Source organism: Trujillonella humicola, assembly GCF_046233715.1.
GTDB lineage: Bacteria > Actinomycetota > Actinomycetes > Mycobacteriales > Geodermatophilaceae > Trujillonella > Trujillonella humicola.
Genome location: NZ_JBJNRJ010000080.1, coordinates 1 through 2,110, shown reverse-complemented (window position 1 = coordinate 2,110; position 2,110 = coordinate 1). Strand labels below are relative to the sequence as shown.

Below are 2,110 nucleotides of genomic sequence, written 5' to 3'. Positions count from 1 at the left end.
CGCCCCTCCGGTGTGGGGTGAGTGCTGCGACGACGGTCCCCCCCGGCAACCCCCACCCCCAGCCCCCCCGCTGGGCCCACAGCGGCGGGACAGGGGGCCTCGTCGAGGAGCAGCAGGGACCACGCCGCCAGGGACGGGCCGTCGGTGAACCGGCCGGTGCGGACCATCTCCCGCAGCTCGGTCTCGGGGACGAAGGCGTGCCGCATGTCGGCCTCCGACGCCTCCCGCGCCGTCGGACCCGGGGTGAGGCCGGTGGCCAGCCACACGTCGAACTCCTGGGTCGACAGCCCCGAGGCGAGGTCGAGGTGGCCCAGGTGCCGCATGGAGCCCGCGCGCAGGCCGGTCTCCTCGGCGAGCTCGGCGTGGGCCAGCTGCTCCGCCGTCCCGCCGTTGCCGGCGCCCCACGTGCCCTGCGGGAACTCCCACGCCCGGCGGCCGACGGGATGCCGGTACTGCTCGACCAGCCAGAAGCCGTCGCGCTCGGCCGGGATCACGAGGGCGAAGTGCGCCTTCTCGACGACGCCGTAGACGCCGGTGCTGCCGTCGTCGCGCTCGACGGTGTCCTCCCGCACCCGGATCCACGGGTTGCGGTACACCTCCCGGCTGCTCGTCGTCCGCATGGGCCCGAGCCTGTCAGAACGGGGACCGGGCAGAGCGGGGACCATGGGATCCGATGACCGACCGCAAGCCGCAGGGCGTCTCCTTCGAGACCTGGGTGGAGCAGCAGATCCGGCAGGCGCAGGAGCGGGGCGCCTTCACCGCCCTGCCGGGGGCCGGCCGGCCGCTGCGGATCGATCCGGAGCAGACCGCCTACGACTGGGCGCTGGCCAAGGCCCGCCGTGAGGGTGTCCGGACCGCCGACATGCTGCCGCCGGGTCTGCGGCTGCGCCGCGAGCGCGACGAGCTGCCGGCGCGGGCGGCCCGGTTGTCGAGCGAGGACGACGTCCGGGCGCTGGCCGAGGACTACAACGCCCGGGTGCAGGCCTTCTGGCGGCTGCCGCAGGAGAGCCGGTGGGCGCCCGTGCCGGGCCTGGCCGACGTCGACGTCCTCGTGGAGGGCTGGCTGCGGGACCGGCCGCCCGCGCCGCCCGCGCCCGAGCCGCCCGCCGCGCAGCCCCGGCGGCGGTGGTGGCGCCGGCGCTGACCGGGCCGGTTGCGCCCCGAGCGAACGGCCGGGGTCCCTGCCGCCGGGACGGGTAGGGAGGGCGGGTCCGTTCCCGACGAGAGGACCCTCATGTCCGAGGTACCAGGCACCGACCGCGACCAGGCCCGAAAGAACGTCGAGGAGGAGACGCCGGCCGCACCCGAGGACGTCGCCGGCGCCACCGACCCCGGTGGAGGAACGACGGGCGACGAGGCCAAGCCCTCGCCCGGCCCCACCGAGCCCTTGTCCTGAGGGCGTGCAGCGGCCCGCCGCGAGCTCTCCGCTCGCGACGGGCCGCCGTCGCGCCGGGTCAGGAGCGGCGTCGGAGCGCGGCGAGCTGGACGGCGGCGAAGCCGGCGACGACGGCGGCCTGCAGCAGCACCCACGCCGTCCCGGGGCCGGTGAGGGCGAACGCCCCGGCGGCGACGACGGCGACGCTGCCGGCCGCCCACAGCGCGTTGGACACGATGACGGCCTCGGTCGCGGCGGCGGACACCACGGGCCGCGCGGCGACCAGGGCGACCAGGGCGGCGTAGACCAGGAAGAAGGCGCCGACGCCGCGCAGGGTCCCTGCGGGGATGCCGAGCAGGTCGGACAGCGCCGGTGCGGCGAGGAGGTAGGCGACGCCGTTGGCGCCGGAGACGGCGGCGTCCAGGCGCAGCGCCAGGCGGAGCAGGCGGAGCGGACGGCGGGTGGCGGTGGTGGTCATGGCGGTGGTGGTCATGCCGCCGACGGTGGCCCCGCGGGGGAACGGCGTCGATTACCTCGCGGGTAGGCGACGTGCCTCCTGTCCCTCGCTACCGTCCGCGTCAGTGTCAGGGTGCTGAGCACCGCACCGGCTGGTTGCGGTGGTTGGGATCCTGGCCACCTACCGTCCGTGCCGCTCCCGATGGGCGCTGGCGTTCACGCGTTGTGCCGATCACCGCTGGTCAGGGCCGACCGGCGTGACTTGATAGGAGCGTGGCA

Annotated in this window: 4 protein-coding genes; 2 read left to right on the top strand and 2 right to left on the bottom strand. The window is 76.2% G+C overall.

Annotated elements, in window-relative coordinates:
* The coding region (locus ACK586_RS23865) for an NUDIX domain-containing protein (RefSeq protein ID WP_409333019.1) at nt 1–620 on the bottom strand (620 nt) is incomplete at its 3' end.
* A gap of 53 nt (nt 621–673) precedes the next feature.
* On the opposite strand from ACK586_RS23865, the gene ACK586_RS23860 reads away from it, so the two are divergent.
* Together ACK586_RS23860 and ACK586_RS23855 are read left to right on the top strand one after the other, a co-directional pair.
* Complete coding sequence (locus ACK586_RS23860) at nt 674–1,144, top strand: DnaJ family domain-containing protein (protein ID WP_409333018.1); 471 nt, start codon at nt 674–676, stop codon at nt 1,142–1,144.
* 90 nt (nt 1,145–1,234) lie between these two features.
* A complete protein-coding gene (locus ACK586_RS23855; RefSeq protein WP_409333017.1) occupies nt 1,235–1,396 on the top strand; it encodes a hypothetical protein in 162 nt (53 codons plus the stop codon).
* Between the two features lie 58 nt (nt 1,397–1,454).
* Here ACK586_RS23855 and ACK586_RS23850 read toward each other — a convergent pair whose 3' ends face one another.
* Nucleotides 1,455–1,868 carry a hypothetical protein gene (locus ACK586_RS23850; RefSeq protein WP_409333016.1) on the bottom strand — a complete coding sequence of 138 codons (414 nt, stop codon included), beginning with the start codon at nt 1,866–1,868 and terminating at the stop codon, nt 1,455–1,457.
* Between the last annotated feature and the right edge of the window lie 242 nt (nt 1,869–2,110).

Bases quoted from the DNA above. Each gene is read 5' to 3' on its own strand.
- ACK586_RS23860 (WP_409333018.1), top strand. From the start codon at position 674: ATGACCGACCGCAAGCCGCAGGGCGTCTCCTTCGAGACCTGGGTGGAG.
- ACK586_RS23855 (WP_409333017.1), top strand. From the start codon at position 1,235: ATGTCCGAGGTACCAGGCACCGACCGCGACCAGGCCCGAAAGAACGTC.
- ACK586_RS23850 (WP_409333016.1), bottom strand. From the start codon at position 1,868: ATGACCACCACCGCCATGACCACCACCGCCACCCGCCGTCCGCTCCGC.